The 26,133-nt window shown below is 57.5% G+C and carries 18 protein-coding genes and 1 pseudogene; 6 read left to right on the forward strand and 13 right to left on the reverse strand.

Features of this window, described 5'->3' with window-relative positions; all coding sequences use genetic code 11:
* Nucleotides 1–71: 71 nt before the first annotated feature.
* On the forward strand, nucleotides 72–2,285 hold the full coding sequence (locus JZI28_RS13850) for an NADP-dependent isocitrate dehydrogenase (protein WP_375697968.1): 2,214 nt from the start codon (nucleotides 72–74) through the stop codon (nucleotides 2,283–2,285).
* A gap of 158 nt (nucleotides 2,286–2,443) precedes the next feature.
* On the opposite strand, the gene JZI28_RS13855 is transcribed toward JZI28_RS13850, so the two are convergent.
* Together JZI28_RS13855 and JZI28_RS13860 are read right to left on the reverse strand one after the other, a co-directional pair.
* The gene (locus tag JZI28_RS13855; protein ID WP_375697969.1) at nucleotides 2,444–4,348 is read right to left on the reverse strand and encodes a methyl-accepting chemotaxis protein; all 1,905 of its coding nucleotides are present in this window, start codon (nucleotides 4,346–4,348) and stop codon (nucleotides 2,444–2,446) included.
* 261 nt (nucleotides 4,349–4,609) lie between these two features.
* A complete protein-coding gene (locus JZI28_RS13860) occupies nucleotides 4,610–6,079 on the reverse strand; it encodes a PLP-dependent aminotransferase family protein (RefSeq protein WP_375697970.1) in 1,470 nt (489 codons plus the stop codon).
* A gap of 452 nt (nucleotides 6,080–6,531) precedes the next feature.
* Here JZI28_RS13860 and JZI28_RS13865 point away from each other — a divergent pair, with 452 nt between their 5' ends.
* Nucleotides 6,532–7,830, forward strand: a complete 1,299-nt coding sequence (locus JZI28_RS13865) for an alpha/beta hydrolase family protein (RefSeq protein ID WP_375697971.1) — start codon at nucleotides 6,532–6,534, stop codon at nucleotides 7,828–7,830.
* 190 nt (nucleotides 7,831–8,020) lie between these two features.
* On the opposite strand, the pseudogene JZI28_RS13870 reads toward JZI28_RS13865, so the two are convergent.
* The 7 genes and pseudogenes from JZI28_RS13870 to JZI28_RS13900 all read right to left on the reverse strand — a co-directional run.
* Nucleotides 8,021–8,276: pseudogene (locus tag JZI28_RS13870) on the reverse strand (IS5/IS1182 family transposase); the annotation flags it as partial.
* A gap of 75 nt (nucleotides 8,277–8,351) precedes the next feature.
* Complete coding sequence (locus JZI28_RS13875) at nucleotides 8,352–11,300, reverse strand: DUF2339 domain-containing protein (protein ID WP_375697972.1); 2,949 nt, start codon at nucleotides 11,298–11,300, stop codon at nucleotides 8,352–8,354.
* Between the two features lie 377 nt (nucleotides 11,301–11,677).
* Entirely contained in the window at nucleotides 11,678–12,049 is a 372-nt protein-coding gene (locus tag JZI28_RS13880) for a VOC family protein (RefSeq protein WP_375697973.1), read from the reverse strand.
* Between the two features lie 147 nt (nucleotides 12,050–12,196).
* Complete coding sequence (locus JZI28_RS13885; protein WP_375697974.1) at nucleotides 12,197–14,008, reverse strand: methyl-accepting chemotaxis protein; 1,812 nt, start codon at nucleotides 14,006–14,008, stop codon at nucleotides 12,197–12,199.
* Nucleotides 14,009–14,299: 291 nt separating this feature from the next.
* Nucleotides 14,300–15,232 carry an IS5 family transposase gene (locus JZI28_RS13890; RefSeq protein ID WP_375697975.1) on the reverse strand — a complete coding sequence of 311 codons (933 nt, stop codon included), beginning with the start codon at nucleotides 15,230–15,232 and terminating at the stop codon, nucleotides 14,300–14,302.
* Nucleotides 15,229–16,053 (reverse strand): substrate-binding periplasmic protein, encoded by an 825-nt coding sequence (locus tag JZI28_RS13895; RefSeq protein ID WP_375697976.1) that lies wholly within the window; start codon nucleotides 16,051–16,053, stop codon nucleotides 15,229–15,231. The genes JZI28_RS13890 and JZI28_RS13895 overlap by 4 nt, the downstream gene beginning before the upstream one ends.
* Before the next feature lie 214 nt (nucleotides 16,054–16,267).
* On the reverse strand, nucleotides 16,268–18,604 hold the full coding sequence (locus JZI28_RS13900; RefSeq protein ID WP_375697977.1) for a putative bifunctional diguanylate cyclase/phosphodiesterase: 2,337 nt from the start codon (nucleotides 18,602–18,604) through the stop codon (nucleotides 16,268–16,270).
* A gap of 234 nt (nucleotides 18,605–18,838) precedes the next feature.
* On the opposite strand from JZI28_RS13900, the gene JZI28_RS13905 reads away from it, so the two are divergent.
* The gene (locus tag JZI28_RS13905) at nucleotides 18,839–19,810 is read left to right on the forward strand and encodes an IS481 family transposase (protein ID WP_375697978.1); all 972 of its coding nucleotides are present in this window, start codon (nucleotides 18,839–18,841) and stop codon (nucleotides 19,808–19,810) included.
* A gap of 203 nt (nucleotides 19,811–20,013) precedes the next feature.
* Here the strand turns inward: JZI28_RS13905 and JZI28_RS13910 are convergent, their stop codons facing one another.
* The 4 genes from JZI28_RS13910 to JZI28_RS13925 all read right to left on the reverse strand — a co-directional run bounded on the left by JZI28_RS13910 (nucleotide 20,014) and on the right by JZI28_RS13925 (nucleotide 22,387).
* Nucleotides 20,014–20,436 carry a response regulator gene (locus tag JZI28_RS13910; protein ID WP_295455850.1) on the reverse strand — a complete coding sequence of 141 codons (423 nt, stop codon included), beginning with the start codon at nucleotides 20,434–20,436 and terminating at the stop codon, nucleotides 20,014–20,016.
* Nucleotides 20,437–21,405: 969 nt separating this feature from the next.
* Entirely contained in the window at nucleotides 21,406–21,723 is a 318-nt protein-coding gene (locus JZI28_RS13915; RefSeq protein WP_132831508.1) for a type II toxin-antitoxin system RelE/ParE family toxin, read from the reverse strand.
* A 4-nt stretch (nucleotides 21,724–21,727) separates the two neighbouring features.
* The gene (locus tag JZI28_RS13920; RefSeq protein WP_132831509.1) at nucleotides 21,728–21,982 is read right to left on the reverse strand and encodes an addiction module antitoxin; all 255 of its coding nucleotides are present in this window, start codon (nucleotides 21,980–21,982) and stop codon (nucleotides 21,728–21,730) included.
* Nucleotides 21,983–22,081: 99 nt separating this feature from the next.
* Nucleotides 22,082–22,387 (reverse strand): XRE family transcriptional regulator, encoded by a 306-nt coding sequence (locus JZI28_RS13925; RefSeq protein ID WP_175502282.1) that lies wholly within the window; start codon nucleotides 22,385–22,387, stop codon nucleotides 22,082–22,084.
* Nucleotides 22,388–22,637: 250 nt separating this feature from the next.
* On the opposite strand from JZI28_RS13925, the gene JZI28_RS13930 reads away from it, so the two are divergent.
* From JZI28_RS13930 to JZI28_RS13940, 3 genes are read left to right on the forward strand one after another with little or no spacing between them, the layout of a single operon-like run.
* Nucleotides 22,638–24,209, forward strand: coding sequence for a recombinase family protein (locus JZI28_RS13930; protein ID WP_375697979.1), 1,572 nt, complete (start codon nucleotides 22,638–22,640; stop codon nucleotides 24,207–24,209).
* Nucleotides 24,209–25,120, forward strand: a complete 912-nt coding sequence (locus JZI28_RS13935; protein ID WP_375697980.1) for a plasmid partitioning protein RepB C-terminal domain-containing protein — start codon at nucleotides 24,209–24,211, stop codon at nucleotides 25,118–25,120. The genes JZI28_RS13930 and JZI28_RS13935 overlap by 1 nt, the downstream gene beginning before the upstream one ends.
* Nucleotides 25,117–26,034: a plasmid partitioning protein RepB C-terminal domain-containing protein gene (locus tag JZI28_RS13940; protein ID WP_375697981.1), complete on the forward strand. Its 918-nt coding sequence runs from the start codon at nucleotides 25,117–25,119 to the stop codon at nucleotides 26,032–26,034. The genes JZI28_RS13935 and JZI28_RS13940 overlap by 4 nt, the downstream gene beginning before the upstream one ends.
* The last annotated feature ends 99 nt before the right edge of the window (nucleotides 26,035–26,133 follow it).

Consider the following 26,133-nt stretch of genomic DNA (forward strand, 5'->3'; position numbering starts at 1 on the left):
GCATACATGAAATGTAGCGCTGCTACATTATAGTCACCAAAGCTTCCGTTATCGCTGAAAGGTTGAGAAACATGACAGAAAATTCAAACCCCGACATTCTGTATACCATCGTAGACGAAGCTCCAGAGCTGGCCTCGGCATCCTTTCTGCCGATCATCCGCAAGTTCGCCGCTGCTGCCGATGTCAGTGTTGGCACCAAAGACATTTCCCTGGCTGGGCGCATCCTCTCTGCCTTCCCAGAAAACCTGAGCCCCGAACAGCGTCAGACCGACGATCTGGCGGAACTGGGTGAGCTGGTCAAAACGCCAGACGCAAATGTCATCAAACTGCCAAATATCTCGGCCTCTGTGCCGCAGCTGGTTGCCGCCATCGAAGAATTGCAGGCCCAGGGCTATGACATTCCCTCCTACCCCGAAGAGCCCACAACAGATGCCGAAAAAGACGCCCGCGCGCGCTATGACGGCCTGAAAGGCTCTGCGGTGAACCCGGTTCTGCGGGAAGGCAACTCGGACCGCCGCGCGGCCCGCGCCGTTAAGAACTACGCCCAGAACAACCCACATTCGATGGGCGCGTGGACTGGCGACAGCAAAACCAAAGTCTCGTCCATGGCGGAGGGTGATTTCTACGCCAATGAAAAAGCCGCCACCATCACAGCGGCGCAGGCCGGTGACGCCAAGATCGAATTTGTCGGCACCGATGGCGCGGTTACCGTGCTGAAAGACGGCTGGTCGCTTGAGGCCGGTACCGTTGCAGATGCCACATTCATGTCGGCTGCTGCCCTGTCGAGCTTCCTGGCAGAGGCCATTGCCGACACCAAGGCAGACGGCACCATGTTTTCGCTGCACCTGAAGGCCACCATGATGAAGGTCTCTGACCCGATCATTTTTGGTCACGCTGTCAAAGCCTGGCTGGCGCCGGTGTTCGACAAGTTCGGTGCCGAGCTGGAGGCCTTGGGAGTCAATACCAACTCTGGCATGGGTGATCTGCTGGACCGTGTTGCCGGCAACGCCGACATCATGGCCGCAATTGAGGCCGTCACCGCTGAGCGCCCCGCCATGTATATGGTGGACAGCGACAAGGGCATCACCAACCTGCACGTGCCTTCGGATGTGATCATCGACGCCTCGATGCCTGCGGTGATCCGCGCTGGCGGCAAGGGCTGGGATGCAGCAGGCAACAAGGGCGACACCAACTGCGTCATTCCTGATCGTTGCTATGCCACCATCTATGATGAGACCATCAACTTTTTCAAAGCCAATGGCGCGCTGGACGTGACTACGGCGGGGTCCGTCGCCAACGTTGGTCTGATGGCACAAAAAGCCGAAGAATACGGCAGCCACCCCACCACATTTGAAGCCCCTGCTGCGGGCACCATCCGTGTGGTTCTGGCCAATGGCGAAACCCTGCACGCCCATAGCGTCGAGGCCGGCGACATCTGGCGTGCCTGCACCGCCAAACAGGCACCGATTGAAAACTGGATTGAACTGGCTCTGGATCGCCAGCGTCTGACCGGTTCCGAAGCCATATTCTGGCTTGACGAAAACCGTGCCCATGACGCCGAACTGATCAAATATGTCAAACCCGCGCTGGAAGCTGCAGGCAAGGCGGATCTGTTCCAGATCATGGCCCCACGGGAAGCAACAGCCCAGTCGCTGAAGACCATCACCGCAGGCAAGGACAGCATCGCCATCACCGGCAACGTGCTGCGCGACTATCTGACCGATTTGTTCCCGATCCTGGAACTGGGCACCTCGGCCAAGATGTTGTCGATCGTGAAACTGATGCAAGGTGGCGGTTTGTTTGAAACCGGTGCCGGTGGCTCGGCGCCCAAGCACGTGCAGCAGCTGGTTGAGCAAAACCACCTGCGCTGGGACTCGATGGGGGAATTCTGCGCCCTGGGTGAAAGCCTGAAGTTCCTGGCAGACAGCAAGGACAACGCCAAAGCCGGTGTGCTGGGGGCTGCCGCTGAGGTGGCAACCCAAGGCATTCTGGACAACAACAAGTCGCCTTCGCGCAAGGTGGGCGAACCTGACAACCGCGACAGCCACTACTGGTTTGCCCGCTACTGGGCTGAGGCCCTGGCAGCACAGGGTGACGACGCAGACCTGGCCGCAGAATTTGCCCCCATTGCCAAGGCGCTGGCCGATGGCGAAGAGGCCATTCTGGCGGAATTGGCGACGGCACAGGGCCCCGCCGCGGATATTGGCGGCTATTTCCACCCCTCTGCGGAGCTGAAAGCCAAGGTCATGCGCCCCTCAGCAACGCTGAATGCCATTATCGGCTAAACGGCTCAGCCCCTTTAGGACAAACAAAAGAGCGCCCGGCAGATTTGCCGGGCGCTTTGTTTTTGCGAGGTTTGATCTGGGGGCTCTGCCCCCGCGTCCCTGCGGGACGCTCCCCCGAGGTATTTAGGGAAAGATGAAAGCCAAACCCCTGGAGCTTGTCAGAAGTCCTGCCACATATCCTTGGCTGCATTGCCGTCAGTGCTGACACTGATTGGTGCAGCAGCCGAGGTCGCGGCTTCAAGATCCCAGTCGTCCTCTCCATGCGCCGAGGGCGCTACGGTTGGTGCCATCGGGGCAGCGGCTGTTGGCATCTGCACAACAGGGGCGCAGCCATCTAATTTAAAGATCGCAACCAGCTCTGCCAGTTTCGAGGAATCTGCATTGAGCATGTGCCCGGCAGCAGTCGCCTCTTCAACCATGGCGGCGTTTTGCTGGGTCACCTGGTCCAGCTGGGTCACCCCGGTGTTGATCTCGTTCAGGCCAGTCGATTGCTCCACAGCACCTTCGGCAATGCCGGAAACCAGCTTGGAGATGTGGCTAACCTGACCCACGATGCTGTCCAGCGCTTCGCCAGCCTTGCCAACCAGATCCACCCCACGGGCGACCTGTTTCGAGCTGTCACCGATCAGGGTTTTGATTTCCATTGCAGCATCCGAAGAGCGTTGCGCCAGAGCGCGAACTTCCGAGGCGACAACCGCAAAGCCTTTGCCAGCTTCGCCGGCCCGGGCCGCTTCGACCCCGGCGTTAAGGGCAAGCAGGTTGGTCTGGAAGGCGATGTCGTCAATCACCGAGATGATCTGGCCGATGTGGTTCGAGCTCTGTTCGATTTCGGTCATCGCCGATACCGCGCTTTGCACCACTTCACCACTGATTTCGGCTTCTTTCTTGGCCGCTTCCATGGTGGCCTCAACGCTGCTGGCACCTTCGGCGGCAGATCTCACGCTTGCGGTCAGCTCGTCGAGCGCTGCAGCGGTCTCTTCCAGAGTTGCCGCCTGGCTCTCGGTACGGTGCGACAGATCATCAGAGGCCTGGCTGATTTCAGCCGCGCCATTGCGAATGGAACTGGTGGCTTCGACCATGCGCGACATTGTTCCGCTCAGCGTTTCAATCGTCTGGTTAAAGTCACGACGCAACTGGCCATAATCCTGCGGGAAATCGCTGCCGATTTTGACTGTGAGGTCCCCCTGCGACAGCTTGGACAGGCTGCCACTCAGAATGGAGACAACCTCGGCCTGTTCAGCTTCGCGTTCCTGCTGTTTGCTTTCCAGCTCTTTCTGGCGGATCAGGGACTGCTTGAGAACTTCCAAGCTGCGCGCCATGTCGCCAATTTCGCTTTTGTTATTTGTGGCAGGGACATCCGTATCAGTGTCACCATCAGCCATAGAGTGCATCCGGTTTTTCAACGCATTCACTGGCGCTGTAACACTACGGGTGATCACCGTGGCCCCAAGGCTAAGAATGGCGAGGCTGATGGCCAAGGCACCGATGGCAGTCCAGCGCACGATATTTAGCTCTGCATCAATATCAGCCACATAGGCGCCTGTGCCGATGCCCCAGCCCCAAGGGGTGAAGGCTTTGACGTAGCCCATTTTTGCTTCCTGAATTTCAGAATCCGGCTTGTTGAAGTGGTAGATCACCGGGCCGGAGCCTGTCGTCTCGATGACCTTGTTGAACTCTTCAAAAACCCTAAGACCATTCACATCTTCAAAGTCTGACTGATCTTCCCCAATCAATTGTGGGGCGACTGGATGTGCAACCATGGTGTTGTTTTGATTAAAGGCAAAGAAGTAGCCTGCGGTGCCAAAACGCAGCAGTTCGACCTGCTCTTTCCCTAGCGCCTGCGCCTCTTCCAATGTCAGGTCCCCAGCCTGAACTTTTGCGTCCAGATCAGCCAGGGCGCTGATAACGGTGCCGACCAAATTGTCGAGCTCCTTCTCTCGCATCTCATAGGCATTTTCCACCGTGCGAGACAGCAAAACAAAGGTCAAAACCGCGGCCAATCCCACCGCCAACGCGGTTAGGGCGTATATCCGTATGGGCAATCGGAACAGAAGCTGGGGCATCTTGGAATAGTCCTCTAAATCTAACGCTTATTCCCTGCCTATGTGACGCATCCTAATATTCTGTTATGGCCGCCGGTATTGCTTAATACTTCTCCAAAAAAACTAGCCAATATTCGACTTAATTCCCAAAGGTGATGCTCAAAGGAAAGTAAAATATCACACAAGCAACCTGTGGGATAATGAAACTTTGCTTGGGCAAGGCTCCTCTCGGCCCCTGGCAACCCCAGGTAGCCCCAGACAGCCCCCGGCAGCTTCTGGCACTTAACGGGAAAGCTGCTGCAGAACCTGCTGCAACAGGCCTAGACCCTGTTTTAGTTCTTCTTCGCGGTAGCCGCAAAACCCCAGAAGCAATCCGTTGTAGCCACACGCGCTTGGGGCCGGGGTCTGCACAAATCCCGAAAGCGCCTCAATGCTCAGCCCCTGCTCTGCCGCCTGGGTGCAAATTTCCTGGTCCTGCAGTCCGCAGGTCAAATGGAACACCACCTGCATGCCAGCCTGGTGATCGACGCAATAGCCATAGGCGCTGAAATCCTGGGTTAATTGATGCAACAGAAAACGGCGGCGTTCTGCGTAGATCCGTCTGACCCGGCGCAGATGGCGATAGAACTCACCGCTGTCGATAAAATCCGCCAGTGGCTGTTGTGGCATGCTGCTCGCTCTTGGGCCAAAGCGTTCAATGCTGTTGGTAAAGCGTGCGACAAGCGGTTTGGGCAGGATCAGGTAGCCCAGGCGCAGGGCGTTGGAAAAGATTTTGGAGAAACTGCCAATATAGAGAGTGCGGTGCAAATGATCAAAACCAGCCATCGCTGGGATGGGCCGCCCGGCGTAGCGGAACTCGCTGTCGTAATCATCCTCGATGATCCAGGCCTGCGTCTCGGTTGCCCATCGAATGAACTCCATCCGTCGCGCCGGAGACATGGCGCCGCCCAGTGGAAACTGATGCGAGGGCGTCAGAATGGCCAGCCGGGGGGCCACCGGGCCAGAGGGGAGAACCGCGCCATTGTCATCAACGTGCAGGTAATCTGGCGTCAGGCCCTGGGACGTGATGAAATACTGCAAGGGCCGATACCCCGGATCCTCCAACGCGACGCTATCGCCGGATTGTGCCAGCGCATGCAGGCAGATCTCCAGGGCATCCGTGGCACCGGCGGTGACAATCACCTGCTCGGGGCTCGCTGAAATGCCGCGCCATTCCGCCACGTGATCGCAGATAGACTGGCGCAGCGCCAAAGAGCCAAAGCCGCCACTGCCCAAAAACATGGCCTGCGGGTCGGAGCGACAGATCCGTGCTACTGTCTTGGCCCATTGCCGATAGGGAAACAGCCGCATATCCGGGCTGCCGGCCCGAAAGGGAAGCACCCAGGCCGTGTCTGACGCGGGGGCTGAGGCAGCACTTGGCTCATGCCCTCGCCGCTTGCTGGCACCAGAGTTCTGCGGGGCCGTGATAGCCGGCACCTGGGTGAGCTCAACTTCGCCAGAGGCACAAAGCCGATAGCCAGAGCCCTGCTGGCTGCTGAGGTATCCCTCGGCAACCAGTTGTTCGTAAGCGGTGACGATGGTGGAACGCGACACCCCCAGTTCGGTGGCAAACACCCGGGTTGGCGGCAGTTTGCTGCCCGGCGCCATATCCCCCGAAGCGGCGCGCAGGCGAATGGCGGCACAGATTTGTTCAAACACCGGAGTGCTGGCATCACGATCAATGGAAAAGCCCAACCAAGGTGTCTGTTTCATCGGTGCTCTCGCAAAATTGGCCTGCTGAAAATGTGAATATCTTAACAGTATAGAGCATCCAAAATAAGGACAATCTGCGCTGTAGGGCCACTGCACATGTCCTGTCCCGTTGGAGACTGCTTTTGCGGGCTTTTGCTAACCCTCGGCCCCTGTGAAAGAAACGCTGCGTTATTGCAGCCAGCCCCATGCGGAGACTTGACCCAGAGCGCGACTCTTTAGTCATCTGAGAAAAGGTGACGCGCAATCGCCCAGAAACTATCGCGACCGCTGTTCAAAGAGGTCCGTCCCACAGCAGCAGATCGGGTCTTTGTGGCCAGAGGCGCCAGCGGGGATGCTTTGGCTGCCACCCGCAGCCTGCAGGACAGTTTGTTACATTGCGCCCCTAAGACACGCGCGGGCCCCAAACAAAAGCTACGGGGCATTTCAAATGGATACGAAACTGGGAGACGGATATGTCTAAGAAAAATTTGGCGGCCGGCATCGGGCTAGCCCTCGCGGCAACCAGCCTGCCTCTGGCGAGCTCGGCAGAGAACCGCATCGATCGCATTCGGCCAGATGCGCCTGAGCTTGCCGCCTTTGGCGCCCATCCAATCGGGGTGCAGACGCTGGAGTTTACCAATCCCGGTCAAAATGACATTCTAAACACCACTGACACCGACCAGCCACTGTATGATCGTGATCTGACGGTAGAGGTCTGGTATCCGGCGGCGGAGGGAACCGAACAGGGCGGCAGCTATCGCGCCATCCTGCGGGACGGCAAGACCGAAGTCACCCTACAGGGCCGTGCCGCCCGTGATGCAACGCCGGCCAGTGGCGAGACTTATCCTCTGGTGGTGATCTCACATGGCTACCCCGGCAACCGCTATCTGATGTCCCACCTGGGGGAAAACCTCGCAACCAAGGGCTATGTCACCGTCTCGATTGACCACCGTGACAGCACCTATTCCGACAAGGCCGCCTTTGGTTCAACCCTGCTGAACCGCCCGATTGATCAGCGGTTTGTCATTGATCAGATGGAGGCTCTGGAAGGCCCCCTGGGCGAGATCATCGATACTGATCAAACCGGGGTTATCGGCTACTCCATGGGCGGCTACGGCGCTGTGATCTTTGCCGGTGCCGGCGTGACCGAGGCCTCGACCCAGTATAGCTGGGGCACGCCCGCTGGTCTGCTGGCCCGCCATCAGGCAGGGTCAGAAAGCCACGCCGCGCAGAGTGATGACCGCGTCAAAGCGGTGATTGCCATTGGTCCCTGGGGGATGAACACCGGCTTTTGGGATGCGACCGGCCTGGCTGGCATCAACAAACCGCTGATGGTTATGGCGGGCAGCGCCGATGATGTCTCTGTCTATTCGGCAATTCGGAAAATCTTTGAGGGCGCAGTGAATACCAACCGTCACCTGCTGACCTTTGAAGGCGCCAATCACAACGCCGCCGCGCCAATGCCTGCCCCAATTGAGAGCTGGGAACCGGTCGACAATCTCGACTTCATCCCGTTTGAGCACTACGCCGATGCGGTTTGGGACACCAACCGGATGAACAATATCACCCAGCACTTTGCCACTGCCTTTATGGGACTGCACCTCAAGTCTGAGGCCGACAACACACCCTACTTGGAGCTGATACCACAGGCCATCGACGGTGTTGTCTCAAAAGACGATGCAGGCAAGGAACTGCCGGATCACACCTATTGGAAAGGCTTTGCACCGCGCACCGCCGTTGGTCTGCGTTTCGAGACCCTTACAGCCAAGTAGCCGCAAGCTATTCAACAGGCACTTTCCCCAATAGATCCTCCCAGCCGGGCCGATCTGTTGGGGAGAGGCACTCTTGCACAAGCGAGCGGAACTTGCCTCGGCTCAGCTTTTAAACAATTACTTTACTCTTTTGCGCGGCTTTGTTGCGCAAATCGTCCGAAGGACAGCCTCCCCCTTTCCCCGGACGGAGTTATCCTGCGGGCTCTGTGACAGGTATGCCAAGAGCGGTGTAGCGGTTCAATACCGCGATCCGGATTTGGATCTCAGCGATCTGTCGCTCGAAGTCTCGGGCCATCAAGGATTGGCCCAATTGCTTCACACTGTCCATCTTGGTCTCGACGCGGCTCCTGCGGAGATACCCGCTCCATCGCTTCCAAATGGTTCGACCGAGGTAGCGCGAGGCATCCACTGCATCGTTCCGATACGATGGCTCCGGCCGTGGTGGGTCAGGTCATTGCAAATAAAAAAGGCGGGCCGCTCTGGCCCGCCTTTTTTGCAGATCTTCCCCTGATGCAGTTTGGTCAGGTCTCTTGCCTTTCGGGCTGTATTTTCCCTTTGTCCCATTGGGCGTTCATGATGCGGTTCAGCCAGGCAAGCCCGACCAGCGCCAGCCCAAGCCCCATGAAGGAAAATACCCGCGTCAGGCCGGACAAACCACTCATATCCACCAGGAATACCTTGGCAATTGTCAGCACCACCCCGGCCATGGCCAGCCTGCGCAGCAGGTCTGAACGACGCCAGAAGGCCAGCATCAGCACCCCACCCGAGGCAACCAGCAAAGCCACGGTGTAGGAATAGAGCTCAGCGTCGATCACCCCCGGAAGGCTAAGGTTATTGCCGCGCCAGAACCTGCGGATCTCCAAGGTGATATAGATCACCGCCAGCACAGACGCGGCGAGACCAAACCCGGTCCGAACCCAGCGGTTCAGGTGGTCCAGCCGCAGCGCTGCCGCAGCACAGACTGCCGCCAGCGGCAGATAGGCCGCAGCCAAACTGTCCAGGATCAACGGGCCACGCACGATTTCGCCACTGGCCAACAGCGGATTGGCAAACACAAGTAACCCGCCAATACAGCCCAAGGCAGCGACACCATAGCCCAGGATCAGGATGCCGCGCAGCAGAGCTGAAAAGCGACCGCTCAGACGGAGCCGGTGCAGCTGGTTCACCAGGGAGGCCACCCACACTGTGGCCATCAGCCCTATACCCGCATGACTATAGCGCATCTGTTCTGGCAGCAGCCGCAGGATCAACACAGCAAAGAACACTGCGCCTATCAATGTTGCGGCGCTTTCCAGCACCAACGTGGTTTTCTCACGCAGCTGTTGTCGTGTCACGAACCAGCCAGCTCCCAGCAGCGCCAGGCTGCCCAGATAGCCAAGAGCGATCTGGGATAACGGTGTCACATACTGCCAACCCTCGTCGATATAGTCGCGGTCCAGCGCCCAGGTCACGCCGGGATCCAGTACCAGCCGGTAAACAATGACCGCCACTGCGATCTGCACAAACAGCGCCAGGCCGGGCAGATCGTATTTCCGGTCAATCAGGACCACCAACAGCACCATGACAGCCAGGGCAAGAGTCAACGCAGTCTGCGCCAGTACCAGAAAGAGCGCAAAGGCAATGAGAGTCAGCGCTGAAATGGCAAGCAACGCCACCCGCATCTCTCGCTGCCCGCCGCGCGGGCCACGGGCCGCGCGCTCTGTCAGAAAGGTCATGCCCGCCGCCATGGTCAGCACCACCAAGGCCCAGGTGTAGAGACCATGCACAGCTGCGGGTCTCCAGGTGAACTCGAGGATCAAAAGCAAGGCTGGGGCAAAACTCGCCGCACAGAGCGCCCAGAATACCGGGAGGTTTGCCGAGGAATATGCCTCAGGCTCTTGGCTCTCCCCATCAGGCCCAGTCAGGCTCCACTGCATGCGCAGATAGGCCAGCCCCGAGCCCAGCGCAGCAATTGCCACCAGAAGCCACAGGATTTGGGGGGCCGGGGTTTCCGGCGGGCGGGTGATGGCGGCGGTAAACTCGCGAAACAGAGGGCCAAAGTTGAGCCCCTCCAGCAGGACAACCGCTAGGATCGCCAGTCCCGGCACCAGTGCATGGTCAAACAAAGCTGGGGCATGGCGCATCCAAAGCACGCTAGCAAGCAACAGCGTCACCAATGTCAGCAGGGCAAAGACAACCACCGCCGCCTGATCCGCCTGCACAGCCACCAGCAGCGCCGCAGCCCCCGCAGCACAGATTGCGACCGCAGAAATACGGGTGGGGAATTCAGGATAGGTCCGCCGCCCCTGATGGGGTAAAAAGACCTCCACCACCGCCGGTCCGCCATGGCAAGGCCAAAGGCTGCGCCCAGGCAGGATCACTGCTGCTGCGGTAATCGCCAACAGCGCGGTCAGAAAATGCGGCTCCCCCCCTTCGGACAGGTAAAGCAACAGACAGGCCGTGAGCGGCGCGGCCAAGGCAAGCCCCGAGATCCAGGCCCAGCGCTTGACCGTGTCCACCCCCAGCCCCACCGTCGCAATCAAGGCAAAATAGTAGTAGAGCATCCAGGCATCCTGCGATTGCCCCCCCACCAGAAAGGGAACCGCGCTGGCGCCCAGCAGCCCCAAAGCGGTGAGGAAGGCGCCGTAAAACCAGCCCAGCACCAGGGCCAGCAGCGACACCAGGCAAAGCGCCACAAAGCTGGGGCCTGGGTCAATCAGCTGGTACATCACCCGCGCCGACAGCAGCCCGGCAAAAAGTGTGACGACCCCCGCTCCTGCCAAGGCAGAGGGCAGATGCTGCGCTGCTCCGTCCGTGACATCCCCCATACGACGCCGGATCATTTCAGCCCCAAGAATAAGCGCCACGCCAAAGCCCAAAGAGGCCATGACCCGCCAGAACGGCGTCAAAAGGCCGTTTTCAACGCCGTATTGCACCATAAAGAGCCCTGCCAAGGCCAGAGATGCAGCCCCTGCCACCAAAACCCAGTTCTCCCGCAGCCAACCGCTGAGGGCCTCCACAAGATCTCTGCGCAACACAAAAGCCCGCGGGGTCTGAGCCGGGTCACTGGACGGATCGGCGCGCGTTTCAGAAAGCGGCGCTGGTGCAGATGGCCCTCGCGGTGTGACGCTGGCAAAGTCTTCGGCGTTTTGCTCTGTCTCCGCCGGGGCCACAAAAGGCCCAGATACTGAGCTGTCTTCTGCGGCACGGACGTCTTTCGCTTGGTCCTCGATCGGGGTGGCGTCTGTTGCATCATCGGGCGCCTTGCCCCAAGGGACAGCAGGTTTGGCTACCGCGTTGGGCTGTTGATCAGGGGTTTGCAGATCTGCGGAGACCTGTTTGCCTGAGGCGCTGTTTTGCAGCGCGCGCACTTTTGCGTCCAAATCGCGCACCTGCGATTTCAGGCGTGTATGCGACACGAGGAGATAGGGAACACCAAGCAGAAAAACCAGGCCAAGAAGCCCAATCAAACCCAGACTAAAATCTAACATAAAGAGATCATTTCAAAGAGACAAAGTTGCCGACAAGGCTATGCAAGTTCCCCGCTGCTGGCAAGCAAATGGGCGCGCAGGCTAGGACCGTGGTCGCGGCCGGTTTCAGCAGAAATCACAGCTTAGGACGGTCGGCAGCTCTCTGTTTCATGGGCCACTTTGGCCAAGCACGGTATATAGATCCGGCTTTGCGGCGCGGTGCCCCGAGCCGTCGTGGCGCAAGAAAACCCGCGTAAGCAGCCGTCCCCGGATCAGCTGCTGTATCCAACAGCAGGTAGAAAACGGCCTGACGGGGCACCCTGTCAGGCCGTCGCAGGTTTTTGGGGTCAGGACCCAGTCATCCCACATGCTCAGATAGAATTGAGGGGCTCCCGGCGCTAGCCAAAGACATAAAAGGTCATCTTGTTGCCATCGGGGTCGCGCACATAGGCCCCGTAGAACCGATCAGGAATACGCTGGCCCGGCTCACCGTCGCAGGTCGCGCCAAGCGAAATAGCCTTGTTATAGAGCTCGGAAACATCGTCTTTGCTTTGTGCAGCAAAGGCCACCATATTGCCGTTTCCCGGCTGCGGATCCTTTTTGTCATAGGGCACACAGACCGAAATCATCGGCTCTTTTGGCGTTGCCCCAATCATCGCGATGCGCCCGCCATCAATAATCACCTTTGCGCCGCGATCCGCAAAAAGATCGCAGTAAAAGGCCTTGGCTTTCTCCATATCCGAGACGCCAACAGTTACATATCCAATCATTAGATTTCCTTTGGTTTTTTCCCAAAGCTAGCCTCAGCAAGGCGCAGGTCAAGCGACAAAAAAGTTGCCCCCCGTCCACACTCAGGTGAACGGGGGGCTGTTGTTGCTGACAGCGGCGGTCAAACCTTAGCAAGGTTTGGCGAAGGATCACCCCGCCAGCCGGTCAGTGTCAAAGTCATCGATGTCAAAGCCTTCGTCGCCAAAACCCGTGCCACCAAAATCATCCGAGCCAAAGTCATCGCCATGGACCATGCCCTGCGCAGCTGGGGTTCCGCCCTGGCTTTGCGAGGTCGGCTTGAGCCCGGCGACCAACTCCGCCAGTTCCGACGCCGCCCGCTGAAGGCTTTTGCCCTGATCACTGGACTTCAGAACCATGCTGGCGTTTTGCTGGGTCACCCGGTCCAACTCGATCATACCGGCATTGATTTCCGAAATGGTCGAAGACTGTTCCCCAGAAGAGGCGGCAATCTGAGTGGTAAGAGCGGAGACCGCCTGAATTTTTTCAATGATTTCATCCAAGGAGCGCCCCGCTTCATCTACCAATTCCACGCCAACCTTGACCTTTTCAGAGCTGGTTCGGATCAGTTCGCGAATTTCATTGGCGGAGGTCGCAGATTTCAGCGCCAAGGAGCGCACCTCGGAGGCAACCACCGCAAAACCGCGTCCAACTTCGCCAGCGCGGGCAGCCTCGACCCCGGCGTTCAGGGCCAATAGGCTGGTCTGGAAGGAAATGTCATCAATCACACTGTTGATCTCAGAGATCTTCTCGGAGGATTCATCAATCTCCTTCATCGCCTGCACTGTCCGCTGGACGATGTCGCCACTGCGCAAGGCAACTTTGCTGGTCTCAGAAATGGTGCCTTCGACCTCTTGCGTCTGCGTAGTGGCAGAGCGCACGTTCGAGGTGATGCTATCCAGCGCAGCTGCGGTCTGTTCCAGGGTTGCGGCCTGGTTTTCTGTCCGCTGCGACAGATCATCCGTCCCGGTGGCCATTTCGCCAATCTGCTGGTCCATCTGCGCAATGGTCACCAAAACGCGCCCAATCAGATCATCCAGGGTTTCAGCCGTCTGGTTAAAGTCCGACCGCAGGGCGGTGTATTCCGGGCTCATTTCTTTTTTGATCCGGTAAGACAGATCGCCTTTGGACAGTTGGTTCAACCCGTTTGCCAGCTCTCGCACAACCCCGGCCTGCTCTTCAGCAGCAGCTTTGGATTTTTCTTCCAGCTCGGCATTGGCCCGCATGGCATCGACAAATTCCACAACCGCAGCGGCGAGACGGCCTAGCTCATCACCCCGGCGTTTTTCTGGAACCGGGCTATGGGTATCGCCGCTCCGCAGGGCATCAATCCGGTCAACAATCCGGTCCAGCGGTCGAGTTACCGACGCCGCGGAAAAATACACGATCACACCAATCAGCAAACAAATGGCCAGGCCAATGATAGCCGACTGCAGATAAAGCGAAGAAACGGTGGCATGAATGGCGCCATTGCTAAAGCCCATGACCATCTGGCCCACATCGGTGCCATCAGACAGTGTCAAAGGAAACTTCACATAGACAACTTCATTCGCCTCGACTGATTTTTCAGCGGCTTCGTCCTGCAAAAGGGCGGCGACCTGCTCGGTCAGCTCTTCCCGCTGTTCTTCGCCGACAAAGATTTCAGAGAAAATCTCCCCATCGACAATGACCTGCACAAAGAGAGCGTTTTCCATATCGGCAATGCCCTGGATCGCGCCCCTGGCGGCATCACTGTTGAAATCCCAAACGGCCGCAGCCACTGGCGGAACGACAAACCGCTGGGCCAGTTTTACCTCTGCATCAAAGGCGGAAATCAAGGCTGTACTATGCTTTGAGGCCCAAAAGACCGTATAGGCAAAATTTGACAGAACGATGCAAGCCAGAATGGGCAGAAGCAATTTCTTCTTTATGGACATGCCCAACATCCGTTTCAGGAATCCCATTTTTTCACGCTCCGTTTGCTTAAGTCTACTTGTCTTGTTTCGAGGAGTTTCAGTCCTGAAGGACTGTTATTGCGGGTCAACAGAACGGTTCTGAAAAGGTCGATAGGATCGTTTCCATGCCATTAGTAATCGTCCACGGGTTTTGCATTTGGCGGTGCCGCCGTTTGGGAAATAGCCGGTGCAGGCTGCGCCCAAACGGCGGCGATCACTTAATAGGACATGTAGTTGCCTTCGAGGGGCTCTGTTGCACAAATCGGCTGAATGCCGAGGTTGCCCCTTCCCCAGACGGACTCACCCCACGGGCTCTGTGACGGGTATGCCAAGCGCGGTGTAGCCGTTCAGCACGGCGATCCGGATTTGGAGTTCCGCGACCTGACGGTCGAAGTCCCGTGCCATGAGCCTCTGGCCCAGCAGTTTCACGCAATGCATCTTCGTCTCGACACGGCTCCGGCGGTGGTATCCGCTCCATCGTCGCCAGAGGGCGCGGCCCAGATATTTTGATGCTCGCACGGCCTCGTTCCGGGCTGCGGCACCGGCTGTGACGGTCTTCCATGGCTTGGCATTCTTGCGGGGCGGGATGACGGCATGTGCGCTGCGGTCGGCAATGGCGTCGTGGCATTTGCGGGTATCGTAGGCGCCGTCTGCGGTGACACTGCCGATCTCAACCTCCGGCGGGATCTGGTCCAGCAGGTCGGGCAGCACTGGCGCATCTCCGATGTGGCTCCCGGTAATCTCGACGGCTCGGATCTCCAGCGTTTCCTCGTCGATCCCGAGGTGGATCTTGCGCCACACACGCCGTTTGGGGCCGCCATGCTTGCGGGCGTGCCATTCGCCTTCGCCCTCGACCTTGATCCCGGTGCTGTCGATCAGAAGGTGCAACGGACCCTTGGAGCCACGATATGGAATGCGTACGGCGAGGGTCTTCTGGCGGCGGCTCAACGTGCTGAAGTCGGGCACCGTCCAGTCGAGGCCAACAAGCCGCAACAGGCTTTCGACGAAGCCGGTCGTCTGCCGCAGCGCCATGCCGAACAGAACCTTCATCGTCAGACACGTCTGGATGGCGGTGTCACTGTAGGTCTGCTGGCGGCCACGCCTGCCTGACGGCGCGGCATCCCAGCTCATCTCGGGATCGAACCAGATCGTCAGCGAGCCGCGGCGCTTGAGCGCTTCGTTATAGGCTGGCCAGTTCCTGGTCTTGTAGGTCGGTGGTGTCGGTCTGCTCATGCAACCCAGCTACCACGCTGGATTCGCGAGATGAATCCCTCACAGGATTTGTGCAACAGAGCCCCTTCGAGGGCATCGCGATACTTGTCGGTCCATTTGACGTTGATTTCAGCAATGGTCCCTGCCGCATCCAATTCAGCAAAACAGCGATCAAAGTCCGCCGCCAGGGCCGGATCTCTAAAGCTCATCGCGTAGGGGCTAGGGTCAAAAATTGCGCGGAATTCAATCGACTGGCTGGCATCCACACCGGAAGATGCGCCCGCTTCTTGCAATTGGCGTGCAAATTCTGCAAACAGCATACCGTCACCAAGGATCCCGTCTACACGCTTACCATACAGTAGTTTGCTCTGGGTCTTCTGGTCTGCCATTTCCCGGTAGGATTTGAAGGCAGAGGTGCTGCCGCCAAGGCCCGGAATAATATTGCTGGCGCCTTCAAAGGCAACAATATTCCAGCCATCCAGATCAGCGAGCGCCGCGGCCTCGTGGTTGGAAGAGCTCAGGTAAGACACACCATTTTGATAGGAGACATAGGCCTGCGTCTGTGTGCCTGCGGTTGGCATACCCACTGGGACAGTTGCCACTGCATCTCCAGAGCCTTTTTCAAAAGACTGCCAATGACGTGTGAAGGGCTGGACAGTGAAGACAACAGTATGGCCGCAGTGACCCAATACGGCCGAAATGATCTCCGCCTCGCGGCCCGATCCATCCTTTTGAATCATAGGTGGCAGATCACCCGCCATGACTTCGATTTCCGCAGCGGTGGCTGCACCAGAAAAGAAAGCCAATGAGGCAGACACAGCTGCCGAAATTCCGAACTTCATGTTTTACTCCTAAAAAACAGTCCCCCCGAAATTAGGCAGGGTATTCTTAACTCGGGATTACTTTTGGTCAAAACGCGCACAAAATTGCTCTTAAAATTGCGCGGAATCTGGCCCTGAGGGTCGGGAAGGAAAATGCAAAACCGCCATAAGGCCTGCCTCAGAGAGCGGCCAGCACAGCCGCGGCAACCTTCCAGACCGGGTCCAGCTATCGCCCCTATTGCTGCGAGGCCTGCGAGGCGATTTCAGCAATATAGCGGCTTGTGGCCTCTTTGGTCATTGCGCGGCTATAGAGATACCCCTGCCCATCATCGCATTCCAGCTCAGCCAGAAGGTCCACATCAGTTTGATTCTCAACCCCTTCAGCAATAACATTAAGTCCAAGATTGTGCCCCAATTGCACAATCGTGCTGACGATAGGGTTGGAGGCTGTGCGGGACAGATCCTTTACAAAGGACTGATCAATTTTCAGCCTGTTGAGGGGGAGATCTTTCAAATAGCTCAACGACGAATAGCCGGTGCCAAAATCATCAAGTGCAATGGAGACGCCAAGCTCCGACAGCTCTTGTAATGTTGCGGCGATTTTTTCCCTGGATGCAATCAAAACGCCCTCGGTGACCTCAACCTCCAGCAGCTCTGGTGGCAGGCCGGTTTCATGCAAAACCCTGGAGACCAGACCGGTGACATCGGTTCGGGCAAACTGAACCGGCGAAATATTCACGGAAACAACAGGCGGCGCCTTTGGCATCAGCGCAGCCCATTGGGTGGCGTCTTCGCAGGCCCGGCGCAGCAAATGCTCGCCCAGCTCAACAATCAGACCCGTCTGTTCAGCGATTGAAATAAAGACATCCGGCCTCACAGCACCAAGGACCTCATCGTCCCACCGCGCCAGCGCTTCAAAGCCGGTCAAACGGCCATCGCTCAGAACATGCTGGGACTGATAGTGGGGCTCAATTTCTCCATTGCGCACCGCCCGTTTCAGACGATCAATAACAGTGTTTCGCTCGGAAAGCCTGTTTTGTATCTCGGCGTTAAAGTAGGTGATCCGGTCACGGCCAGCATTCTTGGCCTCATAGAGCGCCATATCCGACATGGACAGCAGCTCGAGCCCCTGGCGGGTATCTTCTGGAAATCTGGACACCCCAATGGAGGCCGAGACTTGAACGACAAAGTCCTCGACTTTTGCAAGTTGAGATACCCGCTCGCAAATGGACTGCCCAATCCAGGAGATCTCGGCGGCGCTGATGGGCTCATCGCGGTTCATCATGACAAGAAACTCATCGCCGCCAAGCCGCGCGACCCAGGTATTCTTACTGGTGTTTTCCTGCAGGCGTTCCGCCACCTTCTTGAGCAGAAGATCCCCGATATGATGACCGTAACTGTCGTTGACCTGTTTGAACCCGTCCAGATCGACCAATAGCGCCACCGCATAGTGATCGTCTGCCTGCAATTCAGAGAGTTTCTTTTGGATCGAGTTTCGGTTCAACAGCGCTGTCAGCCCATCAAAGGAGGCCAGGAACTGCACCTTTCGCTCCGCAACCACTGCTGCGGTCGCATCCGCAAAAATGCCGCGAAACCCCTGGAACGCGCCCCGTTCGAATTGCGGCCGACCTTTCATCAGGATCCAGCGCAGCTCACCATCCACCGGGCTCTGAATCGACAGGCGCACATCGTGAAATTCGGCTTTGTCAGCAAACGCCTGTTGTAGCTGTCTGATATCCTCCTCTGCAGCCTTGGTGCAGTTCGCAGCCAAAAGCTCAACCAGATCAATGCTGTCCGTCTGTCCCCACTGTGACGCGCACATCTCCAACACCTGAGCCGGAGCGCTCAGAAGGTGGCCGTTTTTGTCCGTCTGCCAAAGCCATTCTGTGGCTTGTTCTTCATAGTCCTTGAGCAAAAGTTCAACGACCTCGCTTTTCTCGCTCAGTCTTTCGTGATTGTTGAACGCAACCCTGGCCGCCTTTGCTCCTTCTAGGGTGGCATTAAACAGGCTGACACCAGCCGCAATCATCAAAACAAAAATCAGAAAATCCGTCGAGGACCCGAGTGTCAGCCCACAGATGAGCGCCACCAGTCCGTTCCCAACGGTCTGAACAGCCAGATAGGTCATGCTGGCCCAGGGCGCGTGCGAAAACCCTGTCGTCCCCAAGGCCAAAGACCCCGCCATGATCGCAGTAATAATGGCCTTCTGATCGCCGCTGGCAACTGGGTAGAACAAGGCCATGCCGGTGGTCCAGAACAACGAGTTAAAGAAGGTCTGAATAACAAACCCTCGCATGTCCTTTTCGGACCCCGTGGTCTGATAGTAGGTGGTCCAAGAGTAAAAAATCCACCATGAAAACAGGACAATAGCAACGGTCCACAGCACGACCAGGCCATCACGCCCCTGCCCCCAAGCGTTCATGGACAGGGCCGGCGCAAAAAGAGTATTGCCCAACAGCATAACACGCATCTGTTCGATCGTGCCGCGTATCTGACCACGGCGCAGACGGTTTGCAACATCAATTGGCAGTCCACGCGTGCCGAGCTCGCCAAAGCTGAAACTGGAAAACACTCTAAAACACCTTGCTAATCGACTTAATGCTCAATTCAGATTTTACTCTATGCGCCCATCCCTTCGTGGGCAAATTTAGCGTAAACTGAACTTGTAAACATGCCCTTTATCAGAGTGTTCTTTCAAGTCGACCTTTGCGGATAACTGTTCCATCCCGGACGATCACATAGATCCTCGCCGGTCCGCATTTTTCATGGCAAGATCGGTTTTCGGTGACATTCGGGAGGGCGCTTAATGCTGATCCATCTTCATAACCAAGCGACAACAACGCCTAAGATACGGGCTGCCATCCAGGCGAGCGACGAGCCTGCATGGGTTCTGGCTGAGCGTTTTGGCGCAACCGAACAGACAGTTTGGAAATGGCGCAAGCGCGACAGTGTCCATGACCGTAGCCATACCGCTCATCGGCTGCAAACGACGTTGACGCCTGCTCAGGAGGCCGTTGTGGTTGCGCTCCGCAAGATGCTGCTAGTGTCGCTGGATGACCTGCTGGCCGTGGTGCGGGAGTTTCTGAACCCGGACGTCTCGCGCTCTGGACTGGATCGGTGTCTGCGGCGGCATGGGGTCGGCAACCTGCGCGATCTTAAGCCAAAGGCCGCCCGCCCAAAGCACAGCGCCTTCAAGGCATACGAACCGGGATATCTGCATATCGACGTGAAGTACCTGCCACAGATGGCTGATCAAACTTCCCGCCGGTATCTGTTTGTTGCCATTGATCGGGCTACACGCTGGGTTTTTATCCGTATCTACAGCAGCAAGACAGCGGCCAAGGCGCGCCGCTTTTTGCGTGATCTAGAGCGGGCTTGCCCACTTCGCATCCGAACCATACTCACAGGCAATGGAAAGGAGTTCTCCGACCGTCTCTTTGGCCTGCGCAAGCGCGAACAAAGCGGAAAAAATGATTTCGACAAGCTCTGCGCCGAACTGGATATCGAACACCGTCTGACGCCGCCAAGATCGCCCCAAACAAACGGCATGGTCGAGCGCTTCAACGGTCGCATCGAAGACGTGCTGCAAAGCCACCACTTCCGATCAGGCGAAGAACTGGAGACCACGCTGCACCGCTATGTTTGGCTCTACAACCAACAGCTTCCGCAATCAGCCTTGGGCAGCAAGACGCCCTTGCAAGCGATGAAGCACTGGCACAAACTCAAACCAGAACTGTTCAACAAACTGCCATACTACCGTCCGGGATGTGACAGATAACGATGGCCTACGGGCTTCTCCTGTACCGCTTTCGGCGCCGCAGTCAGGACCGCCGCCAGGATCGCAGTCCTACAATCATCGTAGTTTCAGAATGCAGGATGGTCGCCAGCAGTGAGACGCAGAACAGGCAACTAAACCTACCCCTGGCCACGCTGCACTCTTTTGCGTGTAAAAAACAGACAGCTTGCTCATTTACAGGCGGCTCATTCCACAGGGAGATCAGGCGCCTTTTCTAATTTCATCAGCGCGTCCCATTCATCAACCAACACCAGTTTCAAAGTGTCCATTGGAATCGGTTTGTAGAGATTGCGTCCAACCGAAAGGTTTCGCGCCCGCGCCATCAGCTTTGCCGCCAACATCGGGGCATCGGCGCCGCCGGTCATAAATCGAAACCGCAGTGGGCGGGAAACTTCAGACAACCCTTCGATTACTTCTATGCCATCTTTTTCCGGCATATTTATATCCACCAGGACCACCGCCGCCCCCTTGCCAGAGCGTAACAAGGCAAGCAGTTCATTGCCATTTGAACAGGTTTGGACGGTCCATCCCAGACGCCTGGCGACCGTCATAAGGTATTCTGCGAACTCAAAATTATCATCCGCGATATAGAGTTTTCGCTCAGGCATTTCCGAAAACCAACTCCACTTTTTCTTTTTTCATTGGCTCTGTTGACTCTCGGTGCGACAGCAAACCACACTTTCTTTTTGGTTTTCAAAGCCTTGGCTATTTCGCCCTCATACACACAGCATAGATGCACAAAGTTTAATATTAAACATATTTTTTCCGCCCCCCACAACCGACCGCCACAAACAGCCGAACTGCCAGGGCATTGTCCTACTTGGCACTCCACAATCAAAGGGGAAAGAGACGGGAAAAAACTCAGCTGCCCTTTTTCTGTGAATTCCCGCTTGCGGCTTTGCTAAAAACTGCTCTCTCTGGCCCAGGGCCAGATATTTCAAATTTTAAAATGTGATACACAGACAAGCCGCCCTACCAGCGTCGCCAGATACATTGACCTGATACGCACCGGTGCCCAGGCCGACGTTCCGCCGAATCCAATTGCTTGCCTGTGACCAAATTGGGCAGAAATGGCGAGAAGAAAGCGGCTCCTGCGGCACAGCATCCGCGCAGCTCAACCGTTTTCTGCGCAAACCTACCAATGGATAAAAATTTCGCAATGGCGCAAGACCATTCAAGCCAGCGCCCAAAAAGCTTAGCAAAGACCGCCCAGAATCTAAGATACGGCCACAAAACAGCTGTTCCAGAACAGGGGGAAATAAAAATGGCAAACCCGCAATTATCCAGCTGTGCGTAGCTGGTTAAAAACCGCTGAAGTGCTGGATTTAGTGGCGGAGGGAACGCGACTGCCGTCGAACCTTCTCCACATCAAGTCGTTGATTTTAAGTTATTATTTTTCGCGCAATGCACCCCACGAGCGCTTCCAGCACTGCAAGCGTCTCACGTGGTGATGACGTCTGGTGAGAGCGGCATCCTCCTCACCGACAGAAAGTAGGTGGCTACTGTTACCGCTGGACCGTGCAAACATTGAAGATTCCAAGCTGCGCAAATCTGACGCGCCTTGAAAAGGCGTCCGATCAGCCGAGCCCAAAGTCATCCCGGAAGCGGTCGATCTGATGCATGCGCTCATGCAGGATGGTCACGATCCCGATGTCGCCATTCGATAGATGACGCCAGTAGACGAAATGACGCTCGTATCGAAAGAAGAACCCTTCAACACCAAACTCGGCTGGGATCGGTTTCGACGCGACACCGTGTGCTGCGATCTTGTCGAAGGCGGCGAACAGGCCGGTGATGTATTTCTCGGCCTGATCATCTCCCCACCTGTCACGGGTGTAGCGGTAGATGTCATCGAGGCGGTGCGACGCCCCTTCCTGGATACGAATGGCGGGCACTGGATCAGGCCCGGTTCCGCGCGATCACCTCGGCCGCCGTCAATGACTGGTATGTCTCCTCCGGGGCTGCGAAGGCATGGGTAAGCTCGCCCTTCAGCCGGTTGAAGGCTTCCTGCTCCGCCCTCTCCTTGTCACGCCGGATCAGGTCACGGATGTACTCGCTGACGTTCTCATAGGACCCGTCATCGCCTACGTTGGCCGACACGAAGTCACTCAGTGCCCCACCAAGGCGGACGGTCATCGTGGTCGTTCGGGACATGGCACGGCACCTCTCATCTCGCCTGTATTCAATATAACCAAAAACGCACACAAAACAAGAGTGAGCTGCACCCTGCTCCTGCCGATCATCGTTCGTCCCTCAATCGTCGGCCTCCTCGACAATGTGGCGGCCCGCAAGTGCAAGAACAACATAGAGCACAGCATCAGAATGCCGCGCGAGGGCGATCAGATGGTCGCCGCTCGGCCCCCGCTCGCCCGAGAACCAGTACTTCACGGTGCGTTCGCTGGCACCCGTCCAGCGCATGGCCATTTTGATTGCCCTGTGTGTGTCGTCCAACTCTTCGTGCAGAGCCATCGCTATGGCGGTTCGATAATCGGTTGGTTCGTCGACCAGGTGCACAAATGTGCCCATTTTCGGCACAACTGTGCCCATCTTCACGCGCATTTTCACGTCCTTCTTCGTTAAACAATTGAAGAACCATGAAAACGGCGGGAGTCGATTTTGTCCGTTGCGGGTCATTGGACCGCGCTTGACGGACACTACTGATTTTGGGAGCGCAGTAATGAATTGGAGTTTGAAAAATGACCGCCGGGCAAACGGAAAGACCTTGCCCGTTTCAGGAAACGACTTTCCAGACGAGTTTGTGCCAGATGGAAAAATTGAACCCAAAAAAGGCTGAAAAGGAAAACTCGATTTGAATAACGGTCGATACAACAGCGAGGACAAAGGTGACGAGGCCGGACAGGATATCCCAGCCGTCGCTTATGTGCGGATGTCGACCGATCATCAGAAGTACTCGACCGAGAACCAGCTCGACATCATTCGGAATTACGCCACCGCCCGGGGTTTGCAGATCCTGCGCGTCTTCGAGGACTCCGGTCGGTCCGGGTTGCGGCTGGACGGTCGCGAGGCGCTGCAGACCCTGATGGCAGAGGTCAGAACCGGCCAAGCGGATTTCAAGGCCATTCTGGTCTATGACGTCAGCCGCTGGGGCCGGTTTCAGGATGCTGATGAAGGGGCCTACCACGAGCATGTCTGCTCTCGTGCCGGGATCCGGGTCCACTATTGCGGAGAGCAGTTCGAAAACGACGGCAGCATCGGCTCCAACCTTCTGAAAACCGTCAAGCGGGTGATGGCGGGCGAATACAGCCGCGAGCTTTCGGTAAAGGTCTTCGCCGGACAATGCCGCTTGGTTGAGCTTGGATACCGCCAAGGCGGTGCGGCTGGATATGGGTTGCGCCGGGTACTGATCGACGAACACGGCAACCCGAAGGGTGCCTTGTCCCGCGGCCAACAGAAGAGTTTTCAGACCGACCGTGTCGTTCTCGTTCCAGGCCCTGAGCAGGAACAGGATGTCGTGCGCCGCATGTACCGAATGTTCGTCGAAGATGGCCGCTCGGAGCGTGAGATTGCGGAAACCCTGAATGCCGAGGGGCATCTGACGGATCTTGAGCGGCAATGGTCCCGGGCATCGGTGCACCAGGTCCTGACCAACGAAAAATACATCGGCAACAACGTTTACAACAAGGTGTCCTTCAAGCTGAAGCACAAGCGAGTGGTGAACCCTCGCGAGATGTGGATCCGGGCCGAGGGCGCCTACCCCGCCATTGTGGACGAGGTGCTGTTTCTGCGCGCACGCGAAATCGTCGACGCGCGCAGTCAGCATTTCACGGACGCCGAACTGCTCGAAGCCCTTCGCGGCGTGTTGAAACAGAAAGGCATGCTGTCGGGGCTGATCATTGACGAGCAGGACAACGTGCCATCCTCCAGCGCCTTCCGGAACCGCTTCGGCAGCTTGCTGCGCGCCTACCAGATGATCGGCTACGAGCCGGAGCGCGATTATCGCTACGTCGAGATCAACCGGGCCTTACGGCAGGCCCACCCCTGCATCGTGGCCAAGATCCTCGACGGTATCGGCGAACGCGGCGGCCAAGCTGTCCAAGATCCGGACACCGACCTGATCCGCATCAACGACGAGTTCACGGCGTCGGTGGTGTTGGCACGATGTTTTGAGACGCAGGGCGGTTCCCTGCGATGGCGCATCCGTCTCGATACTGGCCTGGTGCCCGACATCACGATTGCCGTGCGAATGGACGAATTGAACGAAGTCCCGCGGGATTACTACCTGCTGCCGAGCATCGACATGACCATGGCCAAGTTGAGGTTGGCCGAGCAGAACGGGCTGTCGCTGGACGCCTACCGCTTTGACACGCTCGACTATTTTTATGCGCTCGCTGGCCGGGCCCTGATCACGGAGGCCGCCTGATGCCAGACGACGCCCAAGACATTGCCCAGAAACAGGTCAAGCTCATCCCCACCGACCGAGTTCGCATCCTCAACCCCCGCGTGCGCAACCGGCGAACTTTTGAGGAAATGGTCGAGAACATCGCCAAGATTGGTCTGAAGCGACCAATCACCGTGGCACAGCGCGCCGGGACAGATCCCGCGGAATATGATCTCGTCTGCGGTCAGGGTCGGCTCGAGGCGTTTATGGAGCTTCAGCAGGATGCCATACCGGCCATCATCATCGACGCCGACGAGAGCGATTGCCTGGTCATGAGCCTCGTGGAGAACTGCGCGCGCCGCCAGCACAACCCGATCGACCTCATGCGTGAAATCGGCAATCTGCGCAAACGCGGCTACAATGATCGCCAGATCGCAAACAAGATCGGGGTGACGCCAGACTATGTCGGCATGATCGCGGGGCTTCTGGAGCGCGGGGAAGAACGGCTGGTCTCGGCCGTGGAAACCGGCCTTCTGCCGCTGAACCTCGCCATCGACATTTCAAAGACAGACGCCGAGGGCGGCCAGCGCGCTCTGATGGACGCCTACACCCAGAAGAAGCTGCGCGGCAAGAAACTGGCCGCCGTGCGCCGTCTCATCCAGCAGCGCGACGCACAGGGTCCGCACCTTCATCGAAACCGATATGGCAGAAGCGACGGCGCCAAGCGGCCCCTGACCAGCGACGCGCTTGTACGTGCCTATCAACAGGAAGCGGAGCGACAGAAGGTGCTGATCAAGAAGGCCGAACTGACACAGGGCCGCCTGATGTTTGTCGTGGAAGCGTTTCGCGCGCTGCGCGATGATGACCACTTCCTGACGCTCCTGCGCGCGGAAGGGCTGGACACCCTACCCACATATCTCGGTCAATCGCTGGACGCAGGAGCGGCCGAATGAGCCGGGGCAAGCGCAAAACCCCGGACGCAGTGATGCTCGGCTTTGAGAGTGGTTGCGTCACCGTACCGGTAGAGGCTGTCTTGCCCGTGAAGGCGTTAAGCGCATCGGTCAAATCCAGCCGCAAGTATCGCCAGATCACCGCGTCGATCAAAGAGGTTGGCCTGGTCGAACCGCCGGTCGTCACGCGATCCACGGGTGAGAAAGACACCTATATGCTGCTGGATGGGCACATCCGGATCGAGGTGCTGAAGGATCTCGGCATCGAACGGGTCGAATGCCTGATTTCAACGGACGACGAGGCCTTCACCTACAACAAGCGGATCAGTCGTCTTGCGCCCATCCAGGAACACAAGATGATCCGCAAGGCCATTGAGCGCGGTGTCTCCGAGGAAAAGATCGCTCTGGCTCTCGACCTCAATCCGCGCAGCATTGTGCGAAAGGCCAAGCTCCTCGACGGGATCTGCGAAGAGGCCGTGGGTATCCTGAAGGACAAACACTGCGCGACCGCCGTGTTCGAAGTCCTGCGCAAGATGAAAGCCATGCGCCAGATCGAGGCGGCCGAGCTGATGATGAACGCGAACAATTATTCTCCGGCATATATCTCTGCAATTCTGGCGGGAACGCCCCAGGCACAGCTGGTGGACACCAAGAAACCGAAGAAGATGAGAGGCATCACCCCGGAGGCCATGGCCCGCATGGAGCGCGAGCTGGCCCGGCTGCAGGAAGGGATCACATCGATCCAAGACTCCTACGGCCAGGACCACCTGCAGCTGACCGTCATCAAAGGGTATCTGGGAAAGCTACTCGGGAACGCCAGGATCGTCCGGTATCTGATGCAGCATCGGCCGGAGTTTCTGACAGAATTTCAAGCGATCACCGAGATGACCTCCGCTCCACCAACCGAGTTGGAATAGCCAAAGCTGCCAGAACTGATGGGGACCCGGACCCGACAAGCGCGGGGACCGCAGGAGACGCCGCACTGTGGGGCGGATCGATCGCGGTGGTGGGGATGG

The sequence above is a fragment of the Pseudophaeobacter sp. TrK17 genome (assembly GCF_042192375.1).
Taxonomy (GTDB): Bacteria; Pseudomonadota; Alphaproteobacteria; order Rhodobacterales; family Rhodobacteraceae; genus Pseudophaeobacter.